The 24,020-nt window shown below is 63.3% G+C and carries 17 protein-coding genes; 5 read left to right on the top strand and 12 right to left on the bottom strand.

The window, feature by feature from the left end; genetic code table 11:
• Positions 1-412: 412 nt before the first annotated feature.
• Positions 413-2,113, top strand: coding sequence for an amidase (locus F3J18_RS07055; RefSeq protein WP_240154504.1), 1,701 nt, complete (start codon positions 413-415; stop codon positions 2,111-2,113).
• A gap of 91 nt (positions 2,114-2,204) precedes the next feature.
• Here the strand turns inward: F3J18_RS07055 and F3J18_RS07050 are convergent, their stop codons facing one another.
• The 3 genes from F3J18_RS07050 to F3J18_RS07040 all read right to left on the bottom strand — a co-directional run bounded on the left by F3J18_RS07050 (position 2,205) and on the right by F3J18_RS07040 (position 5,978).
• Positions 2,205-3,614, bottom strand: coding sequence for an amidase (locus F3J18_RS07050; RefSeq protein ID WP_166912193.1), 1,410 nt, complete (start codon positions 3,612-3,614; stop codon positions 2,205-2,207).
• 465 nt (positions 3,615-4,079) lie between these two features.
• Positions 4,080-4,709, bottom strand: a complete 630-nt coding sequence (locus F3J18_RS07045; protein ID WP_025097330.1) for a cysteine hydrolase family protein — start codon at positions 4,707-4,709, stop codon at positions 4,080-4,082.
• A 216-nt stretch (positions 4,710-4,925) separates the two neighbouring features.
• Entirely contained in the window at positions 4,926-5,978 is a 1,053-nt protein-coding gene (locus F3J18_RS07040) for an alpha/beta hydrolase (protein WP_166912191.1), read from the bottom strand.
• A gap of 247 nt (positions 5,979-6,225) precedes the next feature.
• Between F3J18_RS07040 and F3J18_RS07035 the strand changes: the two genes are divergently transcribed.
• The 3 genes from F3J18_RS07035 to F3J18_RS07025 all read left to right on the top strand — a co-directional run bounded on the left by F3J18_RS07035 (position 6,226) and on the right by F3J18_RS07025 (position 8,643).
• Positions 6,226-6,804: a TetR/AcrR family transcriptional regulator gene (locus tag F3J18_RS07035; RefSeq protein ID WP_166912189.1), complete on the top strand. Its 579-nt coding sequence runs from the start codon at positions 6,226-6,228 to the stop codon at positions 6,802-6,804.
• 316 nt (positions 6,805-7,120) lie between these two features.
• Positions 7,121-7,885, top strand: coding sequence for a hypothetical protein (locus F3J18_RS07030; RefSeq protein WP_166912187.1), 765 nt, complete (start codon positions 7,121-7,123; stop codon positions 7,883-7,885).
• A gap of 20 nt (positions 7,886-7,905) precedes the next feature.
• A complete protein-coding gene (locus tag F3J18_RS07025) occupies positions 7,906-8,643 on the top strand; it encodes a DUF5677 domain-containing protein (RefSeq protein WP_166912185.1) in 738 nt (245 codons plus the stop codon).
• A 324-nt stretch (positions 8,644-8,967) separates the two neighbouring features.
• On the opposite strand, the gene F3J18_RS07020 is transcribed toward F3J18_RS07025, so the two are convergent.
• The 3 genes from F3J18_RS07020 to F3J18_RS07010 all read right to left on the bottom strand — a co-directional run bounded on the left by F3J18_RS07020 (position 8,968) and on the right by F3J18_RS07010 (position 12,695).
• Positions 8,968-10,077: a hypothetical protein gene (locus F3J18_RS07020; protein WP_166912184.1), complete on the bottom strand. Its 1,110-nt coding sequence runs from the start codon at positions 10,075-10,077 to the stop codon at positions 8,968-8,970.
• A complete protein-coding gene (locus tag F3J18_RS07015) occupies positions 10,074-11,429 on the bottom strand; it encodes a hypothetical protein (protein ID WP_166912182.1) in 1,356 nt (451 codons plus the stop codon). The genes F3J18_RS07020 and F3J18_RS07015 overlap by 4 nt, the downstream gene beginning before the upstream one ends.
• Before the next feature lie 867 nt (positions 11,430-12,296).
• Positions 12,297-12,695 (bottom strand): FKBP-type peptidyl-prolyl cis-trans isomerase, encoded by a 399-nt coding sequence (locus tag F3J18_RS07010; protein WP_013691373.1) that lies wholly within the window; start codon positions 12,693-12,695, stop codon positions 12,297-12,299.
• 359 nt (positions 12,696-13,054) lie between these two features.
• Here F3J18_RS07010 and F3J18_RS07005 point away from each other — a divergent pair, with 359 nt between their 5' ends.
• Positions 13,055-14,428: a sigma-54 dependent transcriptional regulator gene (locus tag F3J18_RS07005; RefSeq protein WP_166912180.1), complete on the top strand. Its 1,374-nt coding sequence runs from the start codon at positions 13,055-13,057 to the stop codon at positions 14,426-14,428.
• A gap of 25 nt (positions 14,429-14,453) precedes the next feature.
• Here F3J18_RS07005 and F3J18_RS07000 read toward each other — a convergent pair whose 3' ends face one another.
• The 6 genes from F3J18_RS07000 to F3J18_RS06975 form a co-directional block, all read right to left on the bottom strand.
• Positions 14,454-16,847 carry a PAS domain S-box protein gene (locus tag F3J18_RS07000; protein WP_240154503.1) on the bottom strand — a complete coding sequence of 798 codons (2,394 nt, stop codon included), beginning with the start codon at positions 16,845-16,847 and terminating at the stop codon, positions 14,454-14,456.
• A gap of 51 nt (positions 16,848-16,898) precedes the next feature.
• The gene (locus tag F3J18_RS06995; RefSeq protein WP_166912176.1) at positions 16,899-18,026 is read right to left on the bottom strand and encodes a hybrid sensor histidine kinase/response regulator; all 1,128 of its coding nucleotides are present in this window, start codon (positions 18,024-18,026) and stop codon (positions 16,899-16,901) included.
• Complete coding sequence (locus F3J18_RS06990; RefSeq protein ID WP_166912174.1) at positions 18,026-18,646, bottom strand: chemotaxis protein CheB; 621 nt, start codon at positions 18,644-18,646, stop codon at positions 18,026-18,028. The genes F3J18_RS06995 and F3J18_RS06990 overlap by 1 nt, the downstream gene beginning before the upstream one ends.
• Positions 18,647-18,651: 5 nt before the next feature.
• Positions 18,652-19,506 (bottom strand): CheR family methyltransferase, encoded by an 855-nt coding sequence (locus tag F3J18_RS06985; RefSeq protein WP_166912172.1) that lies wholly within the window; start codon positions 19,504-19,506, stop codon positions 18,652-18,654.
• A gap of 16 nt (positions 19,507-19,522) precedes the next feature.
• Entirely contained in the window at positions 19,523-23,035 is a 3,513-nt protein-coding gene (locus F3J18_RS06980) for a response regulator (RefSeq protein WP_166912171.1), read from the bottom strand.
• Positions 23,036-23,240: 205 nt separating this feature from the next.
• A complete protein-coding gene (locus F3J18_RS06975; RefSeq protein WP_166912169.1) occupies positions 23,241-24,002 on the bottom strand; it encodes a DUF892 family protein in 762 nt (253 codons plus the stop codon).
• Between the last annotated feature and the right edge of the window lie 18 nt (positions 24,003-24,020).

The raw sequence follows: 24,020 nt of genomic DNA, 5'->3' as shown, positions 1-24,020 counted from the left end.
AGACACCAGCCTTGGTTCAATTAGATTCCCAATTTGCACGGCTTTTCCACACACGGGACTTTGCAGAAGGTCGCAAGGCAGACGCCGAGGGACGCAAGCCGGATTTCAAGGGTAATTGATTGTGTTGGGTGGCGCATACCGCCCAGACATCAACGCCCGATCGAAGCCGTCCGGCGCCGGAGCGCCCGCCACGCGTCCACCGACCATGGCTCGATACGCGTAACGGGGCTGCCGGCGAATCGGACCTTGAGCATCGAAGCCTGAAAAGTCATCGCTCGGCGGTTGCCACACCAAAACATACCGACGAAGCACACGAGATCCCCACCCACAAAAAACTACCAACTGTTAGTTAGTTATGACGTAACCTATGCATGTGCGTGGTCGACCGGCCGTGAAACAGGCGACGTCTGCCATGTACGCATCGACACCGAAAACGTTGGCCAATGCTTCATCAACCGGGTTCTGGACATACACGTGCCCATGCGCGCTCGAACTTGCGGACAAGGCGCGCCGAATCATCCATGGACAGAACCACTGCACCTCTGTCGAAGGAAAACTGATGACTGTTACACGCCGGGATGTTCTTGCGACCGTCGGCGCGGCCGCCGCGATGCTCACCACTTCCAGGAGCGCTATCGCCCAATCCACCACCGAGGCCCCTGCAGGTCCCTCGCTCCATCCGGTAAGCCTGCCCATTCAGAAGACCGATTCCCCCTTGCACTACAAGGATGCCTCGGAGCTGGCCGCCTTGATTCGATCGAAGCAGGTCTCACCTGTCGAGGTCATGAAGGCGCATCTTGATCGGATCGAATCCGTGAATCCGAAGTTGAATGCGATCGTGACATTGCTCGGCGATCAGGCGCTGAAGAACGCAAAGCTTGCGGAAGCCGCCGTGATGAACGGCTCCACCCTGGGTCCGCTTCATGGCGTGCCCTTTACCGCCAAGGATGCAATCGACACCGCCGGCGTTCCAACGCAACGTGGCTCGAAGCTCTACCAGGGGCGCATCCCCACCGAGGACGCAACCGGTGTCTCGCGCCTGAAGGCGGCCGGCGCGATCCTGATGGCGAAAACCAATCTGCCCGAGTTTTCCTTCGGTATCGAAACCGACAATCTGCTGACCGGGAGAACCAATAACCCGTGGAATCTCGCTCACACGCCCGGCGGGTCGAGCGGTGGAGAAGCGGCCGCGATTGCGGCGGGAATGTCACCGCTCGGCTTTGGCAGCGACGTGGGTATTTCGATCCGTGGCCCGGCCGCGCATACCGGCATTCTCGGATTCAAGCCAACGCTCGGACGCATTCCGACCACCGGACACTGGCCACAAGCCCCGCGACGTTGCTGGCATGTCGGCCCCTTGGCACGTAGCGTCCGAGACATCGCCCTGTCGTACTCGGTCCTCGCGGGACCAGATGGTATCGATGGATATGGCGAAGGTCCGTTGGACATGAATGCCGACGCACAGCGTCAATCCTCTCGCCCGTTGCGTATCGGCTGGCTGGCGGGGCGCGGGTTTGGTCCGGTGGCGCCCGACGTCGCCGCGACGGTCAAGGCTGCCGCCCGCGCGCTGCAAGACAAAGGCTGCGTTGTCGAAGAGGTTCGACTCCCAGCGCTCGAGCAAATGAACAGCCTGGAAATCTACTCCAGGTTCACCATTCCTGAGAGGCAAGCGTATTTCGCGCGGTTCGTCGGAGACCGCCAGGCGCTACTGTCCAAAAGCATTGCCACCTACCTCGAGGCACCCGACCCGTCTCTCGTGGAATACGTCGCCGCCGAGCAGGCCACGGAGCGTTACAAGGACATATTCGCCGGCTTCTTCGAGAACTACGACGCCTTCCTCTGCCCGGTGACGCCGATTCATGCCCCGTTGCACGGCCTCTCCGAGTATGTGATCAACGGCGTGACCGTACCGGCCTGGCACATGGTGACCGCCACGGCACCGTTCAATCTGTCGGGATTGCCTGCGCTGTCGATGCGCTTCGGAACCAGCGACGACAACATGCCGATCGCAGTCCAACTGGTTTCGCGTTGGTATGCCGAGCGCACGATCCTTCGGGTGGCTTCGATACTTGAATCGGTGAGTCCCGTGCGGAATTTGCATCCGCAAATCTGACGAGCTTCAAAACACGCGTGGCGCGAAAAGATTCGCGCCACGTTCTTACCATCCCCTATTCCCGACGAAGGGATAGAGGATCCAGGATCGATTAGAGCTTCGACACGTCGGGATGGAGGCCACGCACCGGGCTCACCGCTTCGAGCAGCGAAGCGAGATGCAGCAGGGTCGATTCCGCCATCCACGGCGCGACGATCTGCACCCCGATCGGCAGCCCGTCGCTGCTGGTGCCGAAGCGCAGCGTCATCCCGGGAAGGCCGGTCACGTTCAGCGGCGCGGTCGGATCCATGACGTGCAGCGCAGATACCGCTTGACCGTTGATGTCGAGATCGGAATCGTGCCCGTGTCCCGCCACCGGCAACACCGGGCAAATCAGGGCGTCGTACTTCTGGAAGTACTCGGAAAAGCCGTCGCGCAATTGTTCCGACTTCTGCTCCGCGTCGACGAAATCGGCGATCGAGGTTTCCGGCGCATCGTAGATGCCCTGGACGTGCTTGAAGATCTTTTCCTCGTGTCCAGCCGTGACCTGCTTGAACGCGGGCTTGGTTTCCATCAACTGGATCTTCCAGAGCAGCTCCAGCGCGTTGATCTGCGTAAGCACCGGAATGCTCACCGGCTCCACCGCGATGCCGAGGCTCTTCAGCGCTTCGGCCGAAGCTTGCACGGTTGCCGCGACTTCGGCGTCCACCGGTGCAAATTCGTCGACCAGCCAGCCCACCCGCAGCGGACGGCCCGGCTTGGCGCTCACGCCGGTATCAACGCTGATCGGGGCCGTCGAATAGCCGTCCAGGCCGTCGGGGCCGGCCAGCAGCGAATAGGCCAGGGCAACGTCGCGAACGGTCCGGGCGATCGGGCCGAGGTGCCAATAACGACGCGGCAGGCGCGGCCAGACACCGGTCATCGGAATCCGCCCGTGCGTTGCCTTCAGGCCGACGAGACCGGTCAGTGCCGCCGGGCCGCGTACCGAGATTGCGATGTCGGTGGCCAGACCGAGCGGCGACATCAGCGCCGCGATGGCCGCGGATTCGCCACCGCTCGAGCCGCCAGGCGTGCGCTCCAGGTTCCACGGGTTAAGGGTGCGTCCCGACAGCAGGTTGTCGGTTTCGATCCAGAACGAAAATTCCGGATGGTTGGTTTTCGCGAGCAGGATGCCGCCGGCCTGCTTCATGCGTGCGATGCCCGTGGCATCCGTGTCCGGGACGCGGCCCTTGAAGATCGGAGAGGCACGCTGCGTCATCACGCCGGCGGTGTCGATCGAGTCCTTCGCCGTGAAGGGCACGCCGTGCAGCGGCCCCAGTGCTTCACCATTCATCACCGCTTGCTCGGCCGCGCGCGCGGCGTCGAGCGCGCCATCGGCGAGCGTGACGATGGCATTGAGCTTGGGATCGACGGCTTCGATGCGGTCGAGATGCGCTTTCACGACCTCCACCGGGGAAACTTCCTTGTTGCGAATCAGTTCAGCGAGACGGGTTGCGTCTTGGGAGATGAGTTCGATGCTCATGGCAAGCCTTCAAAAGGGTCGGGACGTGGACAACAAAGCAGGCTCACTAACTACCTAACGTTTGTTAGATTGAACATTAAGCGTTGCGATGTAGGTCGTCAAGAATTTTTTGCTGACCAGGTTGGATGGCAATACCGACGGGCGAGACGATCACCATGAGCTCAAGCATCACTCGAGCACGCCCGAGCCTGGCACGAAGGCAGGCGCGTAATCGATATCGCGAACGGATATTTCAGTAGGAATACAGATGAAAATCGAGGCCCGACTCATTCGCTCGGAACGTTGCCGAGGAAACCGGATATGTCGGGCAGGTCGTCGCACTCAGTGGTCGTGAAGCGTGCGGGACACAGATGATTGCTGCTGTCGAGCGACTGGCGAAATGTCTCGACCTGAATACCGCTACCCCCGCTGAAAAGCGTGAGGCAGGCCGCGCAATCGCAGCCCGCCTTGTGGCGCACGCCTGCTTTACATCTTTCCGTGCGCGCGGAGGTTGGAGTAGTAGATGTTGTCGCTCGCGACGGGCGTCGGGTGCTTCAGGTTTTCCACCCACTCGTCGGTCGACATGGTGGCCGCGTAGGTAGACTCCATGATGACGGTGATGATCCGATGCATCTCCTCCGCGCTCGCGTGGCCTGCCTTGTTCCGGTACGACAGCGAGCCGGCCGCATCGGGCAGGAACTCGACTCGGTAACCCTTGTGCATGGCGTCGCGCATGGTAGCGTCGTTGCAGTTCTGCGTCATGTAGCCGATCACCGTCAAGGTATCGATCTCGCGTTCCTTCAGCCAGTCCTCGAAACCGGCACCGGAAAATGCGCTCGGCAGCACCTTGGTCACGACGCGATCGTGGCGGCGCTCGGCGACCACCGGGTGCAACTGCGCACCGGCGCTGCCCGCCGCGAAAATCGGCGCATCGGCGGGTAGCACGTGCTGTATCAGCACGACCGGGATCTGGTGCGCATTGGCGGCGTCGATCGCCTGAGCGATCTTCGGCAAGGACGACGAAACCGGCGGATATTCAATCAGGAAATTGCCGTCAATGTATTCGTTCTGCACGTCGATGACGATCAAGGCGCGACGCGGTACTGGCTGGGACATGTTGCTGACTCCGGAAAAAGACCGTCCAGGGACGGCCGTCAAGCTTGGGGACAAGGCAAGGGTGCGAGCGATTGCGGTGGTTCGTGCGGACGGCGGCCCAGGATCGCGACTGGGGAATCTCGGCAACGCCAGCGGCCGGCTTCGCACGCGCCGGCGTGGTAACCACGTCGCCGGGCGACGGCAGCCGATGAGCACGGCCAGTCGCGGCCTGGCAGGCTAGAGCTTCACGACCTGCAGGACCGCATCGGCAAATGCCCCGGGCGCTTCCTGCGGCAGGTTGTGGCCGATGCCGCCGGTGACGTCACGGTGCTGGTACTTACCCGTGAACTGCTTCGCATAGGCGGCCGGCGGCTGATGCGGCGCGCCGTTCGCGTCGCCTTCCAGCGTGATGGTGGGCACCGCGATCGTCGGCGCCAGGGCCAGCCGTCGTTCCAAGTCGTCGAACTGCGATTCGCCCTGGACCAATCCCAGCCGCCAACGATAGTTGTGGATGACGATCGAGACATGGTCGGGATTGTCGAAGGCCTGCGCCGTCCTCAGGAACGTCGCGTCGTCGAACCTGAACCGAGGCGAGGCGTTGCGCCAGACCAGCTTGTTGAATTCGTCGCGATGCTCGGCGTAACCTTCGGCACCACGTTCGGTGGCGAAGTAATACTGGAACCAGGCCTGCAGTTCGGCTTGCGGCGGCAGAGGCTTGCGATTGGCCTGCTGGCTGCCGATCAGGTAACCGCTAGCCGACACCAGCGCTCGGCAACGCTCGGGCCAAACCGCGGCGATGATGTTCGCCGCGCGCCCGCCCCAATCGAAGCCAGCGAGCACCGCGCGCTCAATCCTCAGCGCTTCCATCAGCGAAATGACATCGGCGGCGAACACCGCCTGCTGGCCGTTGCGCGGCGTGTCCGCGGAGACGATGCGGGTCGATCCGTATCCCCTGAGATACGGCACGATCACTCGGTGGCCGGCGGCAGCCAGGATCGGCGCCACCTCGCTGAAACTGTGGATGTCGTGCGGCCATCCATGCAGAAGGATCACGACGGGGCCGTTTTCCGGGCCCGCTTCGGCGTAACCGATGTTGAGCCGGCCGGCGTCGATCTGGCGGATCGGGCCAAACGAGGCCGACGCGGCCGGCGTCGCCGTTCGCGGCGAGGTGGTGTAACGCGACGCGGCCCGCGCCGAGGCCGCGCCGGCCAGATCGAGCAGGCTCAATGCGGCCAGGGCCGACGTGCTGTTCAACAGGCGGCGGCGCCCGATGTCGAATAGATGGGACATGTCTAAACAACCCCAAGGTAAAAAGGTGATGTCATCAAGGGCTCCGCGATGGTTTCCCGCAGCCCTCGCACCTGATTGCAGGCAGTGGACAGGTCACATCAGACGAAAGATCTCGGACGTTACGGTGTGCCTTCGACGGAAATCGATGACAGCAGGATCGAGCCAGGCAACAAAGCTACCTAACGTTTGTTAGATTCAATGCTAGAAGCTATACTGCGGCTCGTCAACACCTTTTATCGGCGAGTCCATGAAAAGCCAGGCAGGCGTGAATTCCAGCGAGAAGATCCTGGTGACCGCTACCAGGATGGCGCAGGCACACGGCTACGGCGGCCTGAACATCCGCAATCTGGCCGAAGAGGTCGGGATCAAGGCGGCGAGCCTCTACCATCATTTCCCGGGCAAGGCCGAACTAGCGGCCGCGGTGGCACGGCGCTACCGGGAAGACGCGGCCGTGACGCTCGACACGCTCTGGAGCGAGGCGAAAGACCCGCTCGAACGGCTGCGCAGGTATCCCGCCGAGACGTTTCGCAAGTCGCTCGAGAACGGCAACCGCATGTGTCTGGCGAGCTTCATGACCGCCGAGTACGACGACCTGCCCGACATCGTGAAGAAGGAAGCCCAGGCGTTCGCGGACGTCAACATCGAATGGCTGGAAAAGGCCCTTCTGGATGCGGACTTGGTGGGTCCACGAGAAGCAAAACGGCAGGCGCGCGCGATCTTTGCCGCGGTGGCCGGTGCGCAACTGGTCGCGCGCGGTCGTTCGGACCTGCCATTGTTCGACGCGTTGATCGATGGTTACCGTGCGTGCGGGCTCTTGCCGAAGTGAGGGTGGGTAGCGGGCTGCATGCGTCTTGGATCGGGTAGGGTTTCAAGGTCGAAAGCAGCCAGTTGTGACGGGCTGCTTTCGACCCGCTACCGTCGTTCGGACACCCTCCGCCGCAATGACCGATTCCAAACTGCACCCGCCGCTCGCACCCATCGAATCGGCCGACGACTCAGCGGCTTCAGTTATCGTTCGGGTTTCAGCGTCCATATGGACGCTTCGCGAATCGGAACGGCCTTGTATGTCCAGAAATGACGCCACGCGATAAAATTGGACGGCAGCGAGTACGCCTGTTTCGACGATTCACGGAGGATCGAACATGGACGAGGATTTCGAGGAACACGACGAAGGCCCGCGATACGATCCTCCGGAGTCAATCAACAATATGGCGCTCTACCAATCGCTGTCGAACCTTGTTTTTTTCTCCGACGATATGTATCTGCGTTCTCAGGCGCAAAACCTAAACCTTGTCGATCAGTTTCTTATGTCACTGGAATACAAGGTGTTGCGAGAACTGTTCGAGACAGACTCCACACCGGCTGACACGCATTTTTTGCTCGCACAGTCGCAGATGTGGATTTTCGCGGCTTATGAATTGTTGCGAACTTGGAGACAGCGTGCGCATGAAATCATCACGTGGCAAAGAAACCACGGGCTTAAACAGAAATTGGCGTCGCTGAGAGAGCGGGACAAGGCGGGCTCGCATTTGGGACTAAGAATCAGGATCGAGCAGATCGAGCGGGTGCTGAATGACGAAGCGATCGTGGAGGAACTTGATAAGCAACGCCGACATACCTACATCCCGTTCACACGTCTGGAGTGGGTTCGCGTGTCGCTTGCGAAACACGAAGTCAGCGGCAATCCCAAGCAGGCAGCGCTTATGCCGGGTTATGGGCGCATCAACAACTGGTGCGGTTCTCTGGATTTTGAGTTAGAGAATGGAAAATACAGCATGGGCTATGTTAGCCGCCGCGACATTGCGGACAGTATTCGTCATTTTGACTTCACGGCCGATCCCCCTGACGACGAGCAAATCGAAAGTTTCGACGCTTATATGTCCGGCAAGAGATTGGCAAAAGATTGACCTCCCGAAGGCTAGAGACGATGAACACAATAACGGTCGCGCAACTTCTCAACACGTCGGGGCAAATTCTTGACGATCTTCGAAGCGTCATTGTTCGCTCGCGTCCACCGAGAGGTGGGCCGGACCGTTTGCGGGTCAGCCTGGTACTGACGATCGCAGAGCAATTCGAAGCGACATTGCAACTCGCGAATGCCCATATGAGTACGCATTCCGCTACGCATGTCCGGTCGATGATCGAGGCACTTGTAGCGATGAAGATGCTTGAGTCGGATGTCGGCTACGCCGATCAAATGAAGTACGAGAAATTGAGAGGCGAACGGCGCGTCTACGAAGGAATACTGGCTGACCCGAATATTCCTGATCATCTGAAAGATCCAATAAAAAAAAGCTACGAAATTTGCGATAGCGAGTGCGAAAAATTGCGTGCAACGGGGCGCAAGCCGAAAAAAATCAGCGACGACCTTGGAACCGCAGGTTTATGGCATTTGATTGGGCCGTATTCGATGCTGTGCGCTTTCTCTCATAACGATTTGGCGGTCTTGGCACTGCGCCATCAGGGCGAAAAGAGCATGGTCTACAAGCAGGACGATTTGCCCGAGTTTGTACAGTCGGTCGTCTCCACCGCGCTGCTTGTACTGATGGACGCGACCCATCAATTCGGCGAAATTGCCAAATTCCCCGACAATCACTTCGAGTTAGTTTTTGCAGCAATGAATCAGAAGTGGGGCAATGTCGTCGACAAGAGTGTGACGCGCTAGCCGCCGTTAGCCATTGGCCGCGCTAACGATCACAGAGGCGGACGATCAGCCCGAGTGTTTCGAGCATGAACGTCCGCTGCTTGAGTGGAGCAGCCGCTTGAATGACCGTGTGTCGGCGATCCTGAACGGCGGAAAGTGGCCGGCTGCAGCCGTTCGCAGTACCGTGCGCACCATATGATCAACTGCTGGCGGGCCACACAGTGATGTAAGTGATCAACTTGTCAACGCTCACTCGGTCCATTGATTAAATGGTACGACGGCTCAGCGGACTCTCAATCCGAGGTCGCGTGTGCGAGTCACGCTGCAGGCTAACTCGCATTTCCTTCAGACACACAGTGATTTAATCAACGCGGCTACAGCCACGCCCAGTGCCAACAGCGACATGCCATGATGCATTAGCACGGCGGGAAGCGACTTTCTTTGTGCCTGCACGCGCTCCAATGTGGTTACGCGCGTCTGAAGGTCATCGACGCGCTCATGGATCGCCAGTGCAAGGCGCTCCTGCGTGGACTGGGTTGCCGCAATCGTCGCGATGGAGTCCGAAATTCGCGTAAGCTGCTGAGTGGATTGTTGCTTGGCCTCGGCTATATGTGTACTCAGATCATCGTCCGCTTTGTATCGGGCTTGACGCCATTGATCGAGATCTATTACTGCCTGCTTCAATGTTGCTGTTTCGCTCTCTAGGGTTTGAAGCTGGTGTTCGGTACGGGCATCGAGTGTATCTTTCTGATCTTGCCACCGCTCGCGCCTGGTCTGTTGTTGTTCGAGTAGCTCTGTCAGAGCCGCATCCTCATTACGTTTTTCAAACTGCCATTGAATCAGATCTTGAAGTGTATCGTCGTGCTGTTCGATTAAGTTCTGCCGGCGAATCTGCTCCTGTACCTGCTGTTGCAGCTCACCCAAAAAAGTAAGCGCGGCGGCACGCTGATTTCCGTCAAGCGTGTGAGTATCTGCTTGAATTTTCGTGATCTTGTCCACGAGCGCGTCATTGAAGGCGTTCAACAGGCGGCCTTTTTGCGTCTGCACCTTGAGCATGACGCGCACGACCTTCTGCGTAAGTTCCATGCTCTGCCCAAGTACCTGAATATTTTCGGCCAGTTCCTTGTCGGTCTGCCCGTTGAACGCGCCTTTGAAGGCGTCCCACGTGCTTCGATCATCCAGTGTGTCCTGCAACCCTTTGAGTTTCTCTCTGGCCGCTCTACTCTGAGCCTCGGCCTTATCCAGAGATTTCAAGGCACTCTCAAGCTCCGCAAAAAGGTGCTTGAGTTTCTGTTCGTCGGTTTGCGGCAGCAGGAGCTCACTTTGCGTCGCTTGTCCATTTTGCGCCGGATCAGGATGCGGCATAGATGAACTGGCGCTGAGGGCGTTGGACACGATCGTAGATGTAGGAATGAGGCGACTGATAAAAAAATTCATGGCAGTGTTGGGGATCAAGCGCGTTTCGGCAGCAGCGGGGAGATGTCGAACGATTCGATCGCCTGATGCTGCGAAAGCGTTTTCGTATGGGTGCTAAGTCGTTCCATAGTCTGCATGGAAACTTTCGCGAACTCGCGTAGATCCGCCAACATCTGCAAGTCCTGCTCTGCTACGCGGATCAATTGCTCGCTCGTGGCTCGCGCGGCGTCCAATGTTTCTAGGAAACCTTGCTTGAATGCGATGATCGTGTCGATGATGTATGTCACGACCTTTTGCAGCCCAAAGCTGGAGAGACCGAATCCCAACGCTACTATGGCCGACGACACATAAGGAGCGAACGGCCCTAGAACGGCCAGGTTTGATTCGATGACCGGGTCCAACGCATCCCACAGAACCAATGTGCCGCTGACAATGACCGTCTCGCTGATCTTGCGCACTAGATCCTCGCGTGACATGCTCTGCGCGCCCTTGTACAGGTTCCACGCGCCATTCGCGAGATCGAACAGGTTGCGTGCCAGATTGTAGATCTGACCGATTGCCTTTGACAGCGCGTTAACAACGAACTCGACGATGCCGCGCAGCAGTTGCAACGGAGCTTGTAGCACGCCCACGAGAACATCCAGCACCGCGCGGAGCATGCGCTCCAGCCGCTTCGACAGTCTGGTCCTTCCTCCACGAAAAACATCGACCAGCTCATTCTTCACAACTTTGATGATCGTGGTGGTGAGGCGCTCGATCACGTCGTATCCAACATTCGCCATTGCCTCGGCAGCGGCCCCCGCGACGAGCGCCGCTGTGCCGCCCGAGGCGTTCTTCAACTTTTTAGCTTCCCGATTGCTGCGTGACCCCTGCTCAGTCGAAAGTTCCTCGCGTTTGTTGAGGAGCATACCTTCTTCGAGCGCAGCATCGCGCGCTTGCTGCTCTGCTTCGGTCAACTTCTTCGAGGTCTTGCTCACACCATTGAAGTGACTGAAATTCTCGCTAATCAAGTGCGCCTCGAGCGCCGCAGCGGTTTCCTTCGACTCCATGCGGATGTACTTGACGGTGCAGCCACTTTCCATCACGTCCGCCAGCTTATAACGATCTTGACCTTCGCGTTGTCCCTGCTGATATTCGTTGAAATGCCCAGCGTACCAACGGCTGCGCATATCCCCACTATCGCCGACGTACACGGGCTTACCAGTTCTATCGTCATACACCACGTACACGCCTGGCGAGTTGGGCATGGTGCTGTTGAAGTCATCGGGTCGTTGTCCACCCTTGACCTTAAACTCACCATCGAACTGAATTGTCGCGAGCGACGAGATGCCGGCGCTCATGCTTTTCGCGATCATCTCCTTCCACGACTGGCCGCGATTGGCGACAGCCATGACGCTTTCGGCAGAGACGGCGGCCAGCGCTTCTTTTGTTTCTGCGATATGGTCCGTATGCTTCGAGTTGGGCTTCGCCTTTTTTTGTTTCGATAACCGGCCACTAGCTTGCGCGTCATGTTGTCGATCGCCTTTTCGACGATCTGGTCCGCCAGTGGCGGCATGAGTCGAAGTACATCATCTCGTGCGTCCGACGCCCCCCCTTTCGAGCTTTGTAGAGCGGTGGCTTGTTTGCTGTACATGCGTTTGTTCTCTTAAGAAGGCTTAGGGCGCGCATAGACAGGTCGGTCCGACGCCGGGTCTGCGGCCACCTGGAATTTGCCTCGATATTGTAGAGGCCGACGATCCACGTTCTGTTTCGTCCTGCCCGAACGGACGGTTGAGTCATAGACGCATCTCAAGAAACCGGCCCGATCTGATGCAGCACAGGACCGGCACCAAGCGGAGCCCACCTTGGTCAATCCATTCGCATGCGTCTTAACGGCCATCGCCGGACAATCTTTAAAGTAGTTTTGTATCTTTCTATGAGGCAAAAGGACTGCTCGATTTTTCAAATGGTGGCGCAAGTGCCTATAGAAGCGCCGAGGCAGCCCTCTGGGCGCCTCACGTCTGAACCTGTACCTGCGCGTTGAGGACCCGGCGGCTTCCAGAGAGAAGCCGCCGTTCGGGTGGCCGCTCTATCCTTATGGTAAGCGGCAGAAAGTGGCCGGTTGCTGCCATTGCTCAGAATAACAACCACATGCATTGGTAGCTCATTACGCCATCGATTGGACTACCCAGCCCACCACCCAGCATCCCCAGACACAAAAAAGCCCGGCCAAGGCCGGGCTCCTGCACACATATCCTGAGTGAGTGACTGAGCGAGCGTTACTGCCCAATCCCCAGCAGCTCCACCTCGAACGTCAGCTGGCTATTCGGCGGAATCACCCCAACACTGCGATCGCCATAAGCCGTTGCCGCCGGGCAGGTCAGCTTGGCCTTGCCGCCCACCTTCATCTTCTGCACGCCTTGCGTCCAGCACGGGATCACGCCGCCGAGCGGGAAGGTTGCCGGGCCGCCGTGCTTGGCCGAGTTGTCGAACTCCGTGCCGTTGGCGAGCGTGCCGACGTAGTTGACGCGCACCACGTCGCTGGCGGTCGGCTGCGCGCCGGTGCCCGCCTTGAGGGTTTCGACGACCACGCCCGAGGGCAGCTTCTCGACGACGTTGGCGGCAAACGCGGACACGGCGAAGGACGATGCAGCGAGCAAAGCGATCAGTGATTTCATTCGATATCCCATGGTTGAAAGGCGCGCCCATTATATCGGCAGCGCGTGACGGTCTCGCCGATCCGGCGACCGACGCGCGGCAGGCCCGGCTCTTGCTTGAATCGTCCGCCCAAGCGCGGGGGTGCAGGTGCCGGCCCGCCGCGCAGCCGTGGAAACGGCATCGAGGCGGAACGGATTACAAGCGCGCTGTATGATTGCGCGCTTTTTACATGCTCGGGAATCGGTGTGCCTCCGATACCCTCGCGCCTCTCGATCCAGCATCGAAGTTTTAACAGCCACACCGCGAGTTCCGGCATATCGCCACCCGCAGCACAACCCGGCCTGCGCCACGGCCTATTCGATCCACCCCTGGAGTATTCGTGTCCTACGTACTGGTTGTCGAAGACGACGCGGATTCCCGCGACATGCTCGCCGCCCTGGCGCAATCGCAGCAATTGCGCTGCGAAACCACGGCGACGCTCGCGGAAGCCCGCCGCCTGATCGCGGGCAATCCCCCCGACCTGATCCTGTGCGACCTGATGCTTCCCGACGGCAACGGCATGGATCTGTTCAAGGATCTCCCGAAGGGCACGCACTGCGAGATGGTCCTGATGACGGGCCATGCGAGCCTGGAAACCGCGATCGACGCGCTGCGCCGCGGCGCGAGCGACTACCTCGTCAAGCCGGTCAACATGCAGCGGCTCACGCGCATCTTCTCGCGGCTGCCGCGCGTGAGCGCCCTGCGCGCGGAGATCGACTCGCTGCGCCAGGAGCTCCAGCAGCTCGGCCGCTTCGGGCGCATGCTCGGCACCTCGCCGCCCATGCAGACCTTGTACGACGCGATCAACCGCGTCGCCAGGACCAGCGCCTCGGTGCTGCTCAAGGGCGAATCGGGCACGGGCAAGGAACTCGCCGCGGGCACCATCCACGACCTGAGCCTGCGCCGCACCGGCCCGTTTCTCGCCATCAACTGCGGGGCGATCGCCGCGAACCTGGTGGAGAGCGAGATGTTCGGCCACGACCGCGGCAGCTTCACGGGCGCCGATCGTCAGCACAAGGGCTTCTTCGAACGCGCCCACGGCGGCACGCTGTTCCTCGATGAAATCACCGAGATGCCGATGGAATCGCAGGTCAAGCTGCTGCGCGTGCTGGAAACCGGGCGCGTGACGCGGCTCGGCGGCTTGAAGGAGTTCGACGTGGACGTGCGCATCGTGGCGGCCACCAACCTCGACCCCGAGGCCGCGATCGCCAACGGCAGGCTGCGCGCCGATCTCTATCACCGCGTGAACGTGTTCCCCATCACCTTGCCGCCGCTGCGCGAGCGCGGCGACGACATCGCCATGCTGGCCCGCGCGTTTCTCGAGCAACTGAACGAGCAGGCCGGCAGCGAGATGCGTTTCGCCCCCGCCGCCCTGGCCGCGCTCGCCAATGTCAAATGGCCGGGCAATGTGCGCGAGCTGCGCAACTTCGTGCAGCGCGCCCGCATCTTCAGCGACGGCGAGCTGATCGAGACGCTGCCGCCGCCGATCACGGTCGAGGTGGCCGGCAACGAAGCCGAGTTCGGCGACTCGATATCGGTCGAGCTGGGCGCCCCGCTGGACGAACTCGATCGCCAGATGATCCTCGGCACGCTCGCCAAATGCGGCGGCGTGAAGACCCACGCCGCCGAGGTGCTCGACATCAGCCTCAAGACGCTCTACAACCGGCTCGCGCTGTTCGAGGAGGACGTGGCGAGCGGCGACCAGATGGCCTGAACGCACGCTCGCACGGCGCGCCGGATCACGCCGTCGGCTGCGCCCGCGATATCTTCTGCACGGCGCCGAACAGCTGATCCGCGTCGAAGGGTTTTTGCAACGCGGTCCAGGCGAAGCCCAGGTCCACCGCCTTGGAGACCACGTGCCCGGACGCGAAGATCACGCGCAGGTGCGGATGCGCAAACACCGCCTGCCGCGCCAGCTCCATGCCGTCGACGTCCGGCAAGGCCAGGTCCGTCAGGAGAATGTCGCAAGCCTCGCTGTCCAGCACCGCCAGGGCCCGGCGCGAATCCTCCGCGCGCAGCACGACGTGGCCGCCCATTTCCAGCAGCATCGCCGTCGCCTCCAGCGAATCCACGTCGTCATCCACCACCAGCACCCGCCGGCCCACGGCCTCGCCGCATGCCGGCGCATCCTGCGGCGGCGGGCTGCTCGGCGCCGCCTCGCCGGCCACGGCGGCCACGGTGGCCAACACGGGCGGCTCGCCGCTCGCGGCGAGCATCTGGCGCAGCTTGGTGGCGAGTTGCTGGCGGCTATAGGGCTTGCTCAGCAGCTCCACGCCGGGGTCGAGCCGCCCGCCGTGGACGATCGCATTGCGCGTGTAGCCCGAGGTGAACAGGATCTTCAGGTTCGGCAGCAACTGCTTGGCCTGGCGCGCCATCTCCGGGCTGCGCAAGGGCCCGGGCATCACCACGTCGGTAAACAGCAGGTCGATATGCGCGCCGCTGCGGATCACGGCCAGCGCCTGCAGCGCGTCGTTGGCCTTCAGCACGTCGTAGCCCAGGCCCGTCAGCGTGTCGATCACGGTCGACTGCACGGAAGGATCGTCCTCCACCACCAGCACCGTCTCGCTGCCCTGATGAACCGCGCCGGGCCTCGCGCGCGCCGCGCCGACGGGCGACCCGGCCGACCTCGGGAAATAGGCCTTCACCGTGGTGCCGTAGCCCACCTCGCTGTAGATGCGGATATGGCCGCCGCTCTGCTTGACGAAGCCATAGGCCATGCTCAGGCCGAGCCCCGTGCCGGCGCCTTCCGACTTGGTGCTGAAGAACGGGTCGAAGGCGCGGGCCAGGATCTCGGCGGGCATGCCCACGCCGTTGTCGGTGACGGCCAGCATCACGTACTGCCCCGGCGGCACGTCCGATTCGGCGGCCACGTAACGCTCGTCGAGCGCCTCGTTCTCCAGCTCGAGCGTCAGCTTCCCGCCTTCGGGCATCGCCTCGCGGGCATTCACCGCGAGATTGAGCACGGCGTTCTCGAACTGATGCGGGTCGATCATGGTGTGCCAGAGCCCCGGCGCCACCAGCGTCTCGATGTCGATCGACTGGCCGAGCGTGCGCCTGAGCAGGTCGTCCATGTCGCGCAGTTGCCGCTCCAGGTTCACGACCACCGGCTGCAGCGCCTGCTGCCGCCCGAAGGCCAGCAGGTGCGTGGCCAGCCGGGAGCCGCGCTCGGTCGCGTCGATCGCCTTCTGCAGGCGCTCGATGGTCCAGGGGTCGCTTTCGTGGCGGCTAATCAGCAGATCCAGGTTGCCGCGCAGCACCTGCAGCACGTTGTTGAAATCATGGGCGACCCCGCCGGTGAGCCGCCCCAGCGCTTCCATCTTCTGCGCCTGGAACAGCGCCACGCGCGCCTGCTCCAGTTGTTCGGCCGCCTGCTGGCGTTCGGTGATGTCGCGCGTCACCTTAGCGAAGCCGGCGAGTTCGCCCTCGTGCCGGATCGCGTCGATCACCACATGCGCGAAGAAGCGGCTGCCGTCCTGCCGGACCCGCCAGCCCTCGGCCTCGAAGCGCCCGTTCCGGCGTGCCGTTTCCAGCGCATTCTCGGGAACGCCGGCGGCCACGTCCTCCTCGGTGTAGAAGCGCGAGAAATGCGAGCCGATGATCTGCCCGGACGCGTAACCCTTGATGCGCTCGGCACCCGGGTTCCAGCTGACCACATGCCCATCCGGCGACAGCATGAAGATCGCGTAGTCCACCACGCCCTGCACCAGGATGCGGAACTGGCGTTCGTTTTCCAGCGCCGCGTCATGGGCGGTCTTCCTGCTGCTGACGTCGCTCAGCACCTTGACGAAGCCGAGCAGCACATTGTCGGGACTGCGCAGGGCCGTCACCACGGCATCGGCCCAGAACGGCGCGCCGCCCTTGCGCACCCGCCATCCCTGTTCGGCATGGCGGCCATGCTCGGCCGCGGCGGCCAGCGCCTCGGCCGGCGCGCCGGCGGCGCAGGCCTTCTCCGGATAGAACGAGGAGAAATCCTGGCCGATGATTTCCGTGCCCTGGTAGCCGCAGGCGCGCTCGGCGCCGCGATTCCAGGTCAGGATGCGCCCCTCGGGCGACAGCAGGCAGATCGCATGGTCCTCGGTCTCGCCGATCCATCCGCTTTGCCAGTCCACCGTCGAACCGGATATCTGTTTCATCGCACTGTTCATGATCTGTCTAGCTTGCGTCACGTCCATCAATCCATCGGCTTACCCGCGCGATGCCGTCTCGTCGCGTTCGTCCGCGCGCGGCAGCTCGATACGGAAGCTGGTGTGATCCGCCTCGTCCGTCACGACCTTCACCGTGCCGCGATGCATCTGGGCGATCTTCTCGACGATGTGCAGGCCGAGCCCCAAGCCGGCGCGGCGCGGCGTGTCGGCCGCGCCGGGCCCGAAGGCCTCGAACAGATGCGGGACGAGGCTCTCGTCGATCACGCCACGATTGCGGACCTTGATCGACACCCGGTTCGCCGCCTCGCCATCCACCTCCACCGTCACCACGCTGTCCGGCTCGCCATGCTGCAAGGCATTGCTGACGAGATTCGAAATCGCCTGCCATAGCAGGTCGCCATCCCAGTTGCCGGCGCCGTCGCCGCGCTCGACGATCTCGACACGGCCGCCGCCGTCGCCGCCGCGGAACTCGTCCGCGATCGAGCGGCACAGCGTGCCGAGCTGCACCGCCTCGCGCTGCAACTGAAGCCTGCCGCCCTGCAGGCGCGCGAGATTCAGCAGCTGATGGACCATTCGCGCCATGCGCTGGGAACTGCTCTTGATCCGGTTCGCCACCTTCACCGTCTGCGGGCCGTTCGGCTCGCGCAGCAGGTACTCCGCCGAGGACAGCACCGCGCCGAGCGGCGTGCGCAGGTCGTGCCCGAGCACCGCCATCAGCATCTCGTTGGCCGCGAGCAGCGCGCGCGAAGTCTGCAACTCCTCGGCCAGCAGCCGCTTGTGGCGCTCGAGCTGCACGAACACATCCACCTTCGCCTGCAGGATCCGCGGATTGACGGGCTTGTAGAGGAAGTCCACCGCGCCCGCCTCGTAGCCGCGGAAGGTGCGCGAGGCTTCCTCGGTGGTGGCGGTCAGGAAGATGATCGGCACATGGGCGGTGCGCGAGCTGCCGCGCATCAGCGAGGCGAGCTCGAAGCCGTTCATGTCGGGCATGTTGACGTCCAGCAGCGCCAGCGCCACCTCGTGCACCAGCAACAGCTCCAGCGCCGCGGTTCCCGATTGCGCCACCAGCAGGTTGACGCCATCCCGGGCCAGCAATGCCTGCAAGGCCGTGATGTTGTGGGCGATATCGTCGACGATGAGAATGTTGACAGAAGCCATGGTCTGCATCAGGAGTAAGCGGAAAAGGCGGCCAGCCGGCCGGCCATGGTGAGCGGAGAAAGAATCTCATCCGCCGCGCCGCGCGCGATGGCCGCCAGCGGCATGGTGGACGCTTCGGCCGTGGCCGGGTCCTGCACCCAGGCGGTGCCGCCCGCGGCACGGATGCGGGCCAGCCCCGCCGCGCCGTCGTCGTTGGCACCCGACAACAGCACGCCCAGCAAGCGGCGGCGAAAGCGACGGGCCGCCGATTCGAACAGCACGTCGATCGAGGGACGGGAAAAGGCCACGCGGGCATCCACCGACAGGGCCACCGTCAGGTCGTCGGCGACCAGCAGATGATAATCGGGCGGCGCCACGTAAACGTGACCGGCAGCCAGCGGCTCGCCGGCATCGGGCTCCTGCACGGGAAGCAGGCAATACCGCGCGAGCGCCTGGGCCAGATGGCTCGGCGCATCGGTGGGCAGGTGCACCACCACCATCACGATCGCGGGAAACGCGGCGGGCAGCGCGCCGAGCAGGACGGCCAGCACTTCGATGCCGCCGGCCGACGCGCCGATCGCGACCGCCTCGTAGGGCGGCCGGGCGGGAGCAGGCAGCGCGCCGGGTGGAGACGAAGCAGATAGCGACATGGCCGTCAGCGTTTCCGGTAGATGCGTTCACGCCCGCGGAAATCCTCGAAGGCCGGATGCTGGCCCGAGAAACGCAGGCTCTCCTTGATCCCCAGGCCGAGGAAACCGCGCCGCACCAGGCTGCGCTCGAACAGGGCCAGCGCCCGATCCTGCAGCTCGCGCTCGAAGTAGATCAGCACGTTGCGGCACGACACCAGGTGCGCCTCGAGAAACACCTCGTCGGTCGCGAGGCTGTGGTCGGCGAACACCACCCGCTCGCGCAACCGGGACGCGATGCGCGCCCCGCCGTAAGCGGCATGGTAGTAATCCGACAAGGACCGCTTGCCGCCCGCCTCCAGATAGTTCCGCGAGAAGCCCGGAATGCGGTCGGCGGCGTAGATGCCGGCCTCGGCACGCGCCAGTGCGTCGGGATTGATGTCGGTCGCGTAGAACATCGTGCGATCCGTCAGCCCCTCCTCGTCGAACAGGATCTTCAGCGACCAGAGCTCCTCGCCATTGCTGCACCCCGCCACCCACACCTTGATGGAAGGATAGGTGCCGAGCACCGGCAGCACCTGCTCGCGCAGCGCCCGGAAATAGGCGGGATCCCGAAACATCTCGCTGACCTGCACCGTCAGGTACTGGAACAGGCGCGTGAACTCGTCCTCGTGGCGGAGGATGCGGTCCTGCAGTTGCGACAGCGTCGGATGGCCGAATTCCGCCAGCGCCTGCGTCAGGCGCCGGCGCAGCGAGGGCAGCGAGTAGTGGCGAAAATCGTGCTGGTATTTCAGGTAGATCGCATCGAGCAGCAGCTTGAGCTCGATGTCGAAGTTATCCATGCGCAGCGCTTCGACTTCGTCGTCACGGTATTGCGATTCCATGCCGGCGGTCTCCATCCTAGCGCTGCCGCAGCCAGACACGACACAGCGACACCAGCTTGTCGATATCGATCGGCTTCGAAATATAGTCGTCGGCGCCCGCCTCGATGCAGCGGATGCGGTCGTGCTCCATCGCCTTCGCGGTCAGCGCGATGATCGGCAGGCGCATGAAGCGCGCGTCCTTCCGGATCGCCGCCGTCGCGGCCAGGCCGTCCATCTCCGGCATCATCACGTCCATCAGGATCAGGTCGATCTTGTGCCCCTGTTCGAGCAGCTCCAGCACCTCGCGCCCGTTGCGCGCGATGAACAGCTTGGCGCCGAGCGGCTCGATCACGTGCGAGAGCGCGAAGATGTTGCGCGCGTCGTCTTCCGCCAGCAGGATCGAGCAGCCCTCGAAGATGTCGTCGCGCTGGCGCACGGTGCGCAGCATGCGCTGCTGTTCCGGCGCGAGGGTGGACTCGACGCTGTGCAGGAACAGCGTGACCTCGTCCAGCAGGCGCTCGGGCGAGCGGGCGCCCTTGATGATGATCGACTTGGAATAGCGCCGCAGGCGGTGCTCCTCGTCGGCCGACAGCGCGCGGCCCGTGTAGACGATCACCGGCAACAGCGCGCGCGCCGGATCGGCCGCCAGCGTTTCGAGCAGGTCGTAACCGGTGCCGTCGGGCAGCGCGAGATCCGTCACCACGCAATCGAAGTCGATCAGGCTGAGGTTCTCCACGGCGCTCGCCAGCGTGTCCACCGCCACGATCTCGGTGGTCTCGTTGGTGAGCAGGTCGCGGATGCCCTCGCGCATCGCCGTGTCGTCCTCGATCACCAGCACGCGCTTGAGACGATGCTGCAGGCGCCCCTCGAGGCGCCGGATCGCGTCCTCCAGCGTCGCGCGCGCGGCGGGCTTGAGCGTGTAGCCGGCGGCGCCCAGGTGCAGGGCCTTCGCGATATGGTCGGTGGCGGCCACGATATGGATCGGGATATGGCGCGTGAGCGGATCGCTCTTCAGCCATTCGAGCACGGTGAGCCCGGAGCGATCCGGCAGCCCGACGTCGAGCAGGACCGCCGTGGGCTGCATGTCGCGCACCAGCGCGACGCCCGAGCTGCCGTCGGCCGCGTGCACGAAGTCGAAGTCGAGTTCGTGCACCAGGTCGCGCAGGATGCCCGCGAATACCAGGTCGTCCTCGATGGCGAGGATCAGGCGCCCAGGGCGATGCCGGTTGTCGCGATCGTCGGCGATGGGCTTCGCGAGCATCGCGCCCTGGCCGCCCGCGTTGGGCTGGACGACGGGGCTCGCGGCGACCGGCGCGACGCCGGTGGCGCGCAGCGTCTCGCGCGCGTCCTGCGGCGCGGCCACGACGTCGGCCTGCTGCGCGGCGCGCGCCGGGTCCAGCGCGGCGGCCGGCATGGCCAGGTCCAGCGGCAGGCGCAGCGTGAACACGCTGCCCGCGCCCGGTTCGCTGACCACGTCGATGCGCCCGCCCAGCAGCTCGGCGAACTTGCGCGAGATCGACAGGCCCAGGCCGCTGCCGCCGTAATGGCGGCTGGTCGAGCCGTCGGCCTGCTGGAACGCCTCGAAGATCATCTCGAGCTTGTCCGCGGCGATGCCGATCCCCGAATCGCGAACCTCGAAGCGGATCTCGCCCGCGCCATCCACCGAGATGCCCAGGGCGACCTCGCCGCGCTCGGTGAACTTCAGCGCATTGGAGAGCAGGTTGCGCAGGATCTGCACCAGCCGCTGGTGATCGGTCACGATCGTGCCGGGCGTGCCCGGCGCGCGCGTGACGCTCAGCGTCAGCGCCTTGCCCTCGGCGATCGGCGAGAACATTTCCCGCATCGACTGCATGACGGTATCCAGCACGACCGTCTCGGGCTCCATCACGATGTGCCCGGCCTCGACCTTCGACAGATCGAGGATGTCGTTGATCAGGTTCAGCAGGTCGCTGTTCGAGCTGTGGATCGTCTGCGCGTAGTGGACCTGCTCGTCGGTCAGGTTGCCGCCGCGGTTTTCCTGCAGCAGGCGGGCCAGGATCAGCGAGCTGTTCAAGGGCGTGCGCAGTTCGTGGGACATGTTGGCCAGGAACTCGGACTTGTAGCGGCTGGTCTGTTCGAGCCGCGCCGCGTTGGCCGAGAGCGATTGCTGGGCGCTCACCAGTTCCGCCTTCTGCCGCTCCAGGCGCTGCGCGTATTCCTCGAGCTGCGTATTGGTCTGCTCGAGTTCGGCCTGGTGGGATTGCAGCCGCGCCTGCGAATCGATCAGCGCGCGCCCCCGTTCCTCCAGCCCCTCGTTGGCGACGCGCAGTTCCTCCTGCTGGACCTGCATTTCCTCGTTGAGCTGCTGCGCCTCGGCCAGGGTTTCCTGCAGGCGCTCGCGATATTGCGCGGCGGCGATGAAGCCGCCCGCGCTGTTCGCGATCAGCTCCAGCAGTTCGAGATCGCGGTCCTGGACGTCGCGCATGAAGGCCAGCTCGATGACGCCGTTCACCACGTCGTCATTGACCACCGGCAGCACCACGAGATTGCGCGGCACCCCGCTGCCCAGCCCGGACGTCACCGTGAGGTAGGTGGCGGGGATGTCCTTCAGCACGGCCGTGCGCCGCGACGAGGCGGCCTGGCCGACCAGGCCCTCCGAATCCCGGAAGCTGCCGCCGCTCGCCTGCTCGTGGCTGAAGCCGTGCGTCGCCACCCGGCGCAGGTCGCCGGCCGCGGCATCGCGCACGTACAGGGCGGAAACCAGCGCGTCGAGATAGTTGGCGAGGAAATCGAGCGTGGCCTGCCCCACCGAGGCCAGGCTGCTCTGCCCGACCATCTTCTCGGCCAGCAGGCGCTGGCCCGAACGCACCCAGACCTGCCGCTTCAGCACCTCGGTATGTTCGAGCTCCTGCCGCAGCGCGTCGTCGTAGGTGCCGGAGAGTTCCAGCAGCTCGCGGCGGCCGCGCCAGGCGAGCACGCCGCTCACCAGCAGGCTGAACAGCAGGAAGGTGCCGACCACCACCGCCGTCAGGCTGCGCGCGGCGGCGCTGCGCTGCTGGCGCAAGGCCAGCTCGACGTCCAGGAAGGAGGTGAATTCGCGGCGCGTCTCGTCGAATTCGCGCTGCCCCTTGCCCGCCTGGATCGCGCCGCTGTAGTCGGCGCCCTTGCGCCGCAGCTCGATGACCTCGTCGATCGAGCGGTTCCACAGCGCATGGATCGCCTGGATACGCTTGAGCGTCTCGACCTGGGGGGGATTGTCCTGCACCAGCTTCACCAGGGAATCGAGCTCCGCCTGGAACTGGCGCTCACCGACCTCGTACTGGGACAGGAAGCGCTCGTCGCCCGTGATGAAAAAGCCCCGGCTCGACGACTGGCGCTCGACGGCCAGCCGCATCATCTCGTTGGCGTCGCCGATGACTCGCTCGGAATGCTCCACCCAGCTCATGGTCGAGACCAGGTACACCACCAGGCCGATGAACACCGCGACATTCACCAGGCCCATCACGAGCGGGAGCGCGATGTTGCGCTGAATGATCCTGCGGAAGGAACGCTGGTCGATAGCGTCGGTCATGTATGCCTTTTCATCGATTCACCCCATTCGAATCGGCTTTCAAGCCGATTTCGTCCCCGCGTGGCGCAGACTGGTCGATCCGGCCGGCACACGTCGTCCCACAAGAGGTCGAACTGTACAGGCCTCGACCGATCCGCGAAACAATCACCGCGATAAGGGCGGGTTTCCCTTCGGGCGCGTTGTTATTCGAAAACGTATTCGCGGGCTACTGGATCCGCATCGGTATTTCATCCGACATCGGTGCCGCCCTCCGCGCGACGGCGGCATCGTCCATCGCGTCGTCAGGGGCGCCGCCCAGGGCCGCGAGACCGCCGGCGATCGGGCCGATCTTCCCGTCGGCAGCCGTTTGCGGCTCCCGTTCGCCTTCTCCCTGGCCCTCGCCCGGCTGGTCGAGCCAGCGCAGCACGTCCGAGCGGCCCGCCAGGCTGGCCAGCATGCGCGCATCGGCGAGCATTTCCTGCTCGCCGCGCATCACCCGCCGCGCCATGATGCGCATCCCGGCGTCCAGCACCTCGCCGGGCCGGGCCGCCTCGATCAGCTCCGCGATTTCCTCGGCCAGGCCTTCCATGGCCAGGCATTTGGTCGAATTCAAGTCGATCGCGCACTGCGCGGCCAGCATCTCGATGAGCGCCAGGCGCCGCAGCGTCGCCTCGCGGCGGGCTTGCAGGCAGGTGGCGAGCGCCGGATCGGCGGCCAGCCGCGAGAGCGTCGAAAACAGCCTGGCGGCCTGCTTCTCGGCGTGGTGAAACTTCGACAAGGTGCGCAATAAAAGTAGGTCGATGGTTCTGATGGGCGCCATGATGAGCTCGTTGGTTAAACGGCGACGCATACTTAAAGCAATCGTCGTGCCACCGGGTTTCGCGCCCGCCGGACCAGGGCGCGCGAACCGTCCGCCCCTGCCCTCGCCTCCCCGATGGAAATCGGCATCGCCCGGACAAGCCCTTCCCACCTGGCACGGATCTCGCATGTATCACGCATCCTATGT

Origin of the sequence: Burkholderia sp. Ax-1720 (assembly GCF_011753035.1) — a bacterium.
Taxonomy (GTDB): domain Bacteria; phylum Pseudomonadota; class Gammaproteobacteria; order Burkholderiales; family Burkholderiaceae; genus Burkholderia; species Burkholderia gladioli.
The sequence above is the reverse complement of the archived record's forward strand: the minus strand, read 5'-3'. Positions and strand labels throughout refer to the sequence as shown.

Coding starts and splice junctions, on each gene's coding strand:
- F3J18_RS07055 (WP_240154504.1), top strand. CDS start 413: ATGTACGCATCGACACCGAAAACGTTGGCCAATGCTTCATCAACCGGG.
- F3J18_RS07050 (WP_166912193.1), bottom strand. CDS start 3,614: ATGAGCATCGAACTCATCTCCCAAGACGCAACCCGTCTCGCTGAACTG.
- F3J18_RS07045 (WP_025097330.1), bottom strand. CDS start 4,709: ATGTCCCAGCCAGTACCGCGTCGCGCCTTGATCGTCATCGACGTGCAG.
- F3J18_RS07040 (WP_166912191.1), bottom strand. CDS start 5,978: ATGTCCCATCTATTCGACATCGGGCGCCGCCGCCTGTTGAACAGCACG.
- F3J18_RS07035 (WP_166912189.1), top strand. CDS start 6,226: ATGAAAAGCCAGGCAGGCGTGAATTCCAGCGAGAAGATCCTGGTGACC.
- F3J18_RS07030 (WP_166912187.1), top strand. CDS start 7,121: ATGGACGAGGATTTCGAGGAACACGACGAAGGCCCGCGATACGATCCT.
- F3J18_RS07025 (WP_166912185.1), top strand. CDS start 7,906: ATGAACACAATAACGGTCGCGCAACTTCTCAACACGTCGGGGCAAATT.
- F3J18_RS07015 (WP_166912182.1), bottom strand. CDS start 11,429: ATGGCTGTCGCCAATCGCGGCCAGTCGTGGAAGGAGATGATCGCGAAA.
- F3J18_RS07010 (WP_013691373.1), bottom strand. CDS start 12,695: ATGAAATCACTGATCGCTTTGCTCGCTGCATCGTCCTTCGCCGTGTCC.
- F3J18_RS07000 (WP_240154503.1), bottom strand. CDS start 16,847: ATGAAACAGATATCCGGTTCGACGGTGGACTGGCAAAGCGGATGGATC.
- F3J18_RS06995 (WP_166912176.1), bottom strand. CDS start 18,026: ATGCAGACCATGGCTTCTGTCAACATTCTCATCGTCGACGATATCGCC.
- F3J18_RS06990 (WP_166912174.1), bottom strand. CDS start 18,646: ATGTCGCTATCTGCTTCGTCTCCACCCGGCGCGCTGCCTGCTCCCGCC.
- F3J18_RS06985 (WP_166912172.1), bottom strand. CDS start 19,506: ATGGAATCGCAATACCGTGACGACGAAGTCGAAGCGCTGCGCATGGAT.
- F3J18_RS06980 (WP_166912171.1), bottom strand. CDS start 23,035: ATGACCGACGCTATCGACCAGCGTTCCTTCCGCAGGATCATTCAGCGC.
- F3J18_RS06975 (WP_166912169.1), bottom strand. CDS start 24,002: ATGCGAGATCCGTGCCAGGTGGGAAGGGCTTGTCCGGGCGATGCCGAT.